The sequence below is a fragment of the uncultured Mycobacterium sp. genome (assembly GCF_964249325.1).
Lineage (GTDB): Bacteria > Actinomycetota > Actinomycetes > Mycobacteriales > Mycobacteriaceae > Mycobacterium.
Map to the genome: position 1 here is coordinate 27,746 of NZ_CAXUCH010000030.1, position 1,667 is coordinate 29,412.

The following is a 1,667-nucleotide window of genomic DNA, read 5'->3' on the forward strand; positions in this document are numbered from 1 at the left end:
CCACGAACCGGCCAGGGCGGCGCACCCCGCCTAACTCTCCCGGACGCCATCACTGGCAATCTCGACCCCAACTTGCCCCGGCAATCTCCCGGCCGCTATCCATACCGACCAGAGCCCCCGGCGCCGCCACCTGGGGGGCCGCCGCCTGGACCGCCCGCGCCGACTCCTCCCGGACCCGGACAATCTCTACCGCCACCGTCGGGGCCTGTCGAGCAGCCCGCGCCCGGGCAAATACCGCCATCTCAACCGCCGGTGCTTCCCGGGCCGGGGCCCCTGGTACCACCGCCGGCTGTTAGGGGTGGTGGGCAGTGAGCGCCCGCACTACAAAGATTGGGGTGGCGGCCGTTCTGGTGCTAGCGCTAATCGGCGGCATCGTTGTCGTGCTACGGACCGCGACTGCTGCCGGCCACACCAAGGTCATTGCCTACTTCGACAACAGCAACGGCATCTACGTCGGTGACTACGTGGAGATCCTCGGCGTACCTGTCGGAAAAATCGAGAAAATTGAACCGCAGCCCGACCGTGTCAAAATCTCGTTTTGGTACGACAAGAAGTTCAAGGTACCCGCCGACGCGAAAGCCGTCATCTTATCGCCGTCCCTCGTTACGGTTCGAGCCATCCAATTGACGCCCGCCTACACCGGTGGGGCAGTGATGGCTAATAACACGGTAATCCCACCCGACCGCACAGCCGTTCCTGTCGAGTTCGACGACTTACGCCAGCAGTTGCAGAAGCTGACCGAAACCCTGCAGCCGACCCAACCGGGCGGAGTCAGCACATTGGGAGCAGCGGTAAACACGTTGGCCGACAACTTGCGCGGCCAGGGCAGCAACATCCGTGAATCCATCCTTAAGCTGTCAGAGGCGATCTCGGCGCTCGGTGACCACAGCGGCGATTTGTTCACCACCTTTAAGAACTTGGCGGCCCTGGTGTCAGCGCTGCGAGATAGCAGCCGCCTCCTCAAAGACCTGAACCGGAATCTCGCTGCGGTCACGGGGCTGCTGGCAAATGACCGCGACGAAGTCGGAAACGCGGTCAGAGACCTCAACGCCGTGATCGGCGACTTGACAAGCTTTGTCGCCGACAATCGCGAGGCGCTGGGCAGCACCTCGGACAAGTTGGCGTCCGTGTCGACAGCGGTGACCCAAAGCCTCGATGACCTCAAGCAAACGCTGCACATCGCTCCGACAACGTTTCAGAACTTCCTTAACCTCTACCAACCCGCACAGGGCGCCTTCACCGCTTACCTGGCCTTCAATAACTTCGCCAACCCGCTGCAATTCATCTGCGGGGCCGTACAGGCTGCATCGCGGTTGGGTGCCAAAGACTCGGCGAAGTTGTGTATTCAGTACTTGGCGCCGATCTTCAAGAACCGCCAGTACAACTTCTTGCCGCTAGGGATAAACCCCTTCGTCGGCGCCACAGCACGTCCCAACGAGATCACCTACAGCGAGGACTGGCTGCGCCCGGACTACATCCCACCACCGGTTCCCCAGGGCCCACCAGCGGCGGAGGCGCCCCGGACAGTGGCACCGCCCCCTAACGGGCCGCTCCCACCCCCGAACGAGATTTTCAACTTTTTCACCCGGCCCGCCAACCCGTATAACGGGCTGCCGCCGTTCGTGCCGGCCAGGCCAGAAAACCCGATACCGACCAATCCCGCCGAT

The 1,667-nt window shown here is 62.7% G+C and carries 2 protein-coding genes (1 of these 2 cut by a window edge); both read left to right on the forward strand.

Annotation, left to right across the window (positions count from 1 at the left end; genetic code table 11):
- Positions 1 to 312: the final stretch of an MCE family protein gene (locus ACFE99_RS06460; protein ID WP_375483536.1), read on the forward strand. 1,083 nt of this gene lie to the left of the window's left edge; only the last 312 of its 1,395 coding nucleotides appear in the window; its start codon lies beyond the left edge, outside the window; it ends in the stop codon at positions 310 to 312.
- On the forward strand, positions 309 to 1,667 hold a 1,359-nt coding region (locus ACFE99_RS06465), incomplete at its 3' end, for an MCE family protein (protein ID WP_375483538.1). The genes ACFE99_RS06460 and ACFE99_RS06465, both read left to right, overlap by 4 nt.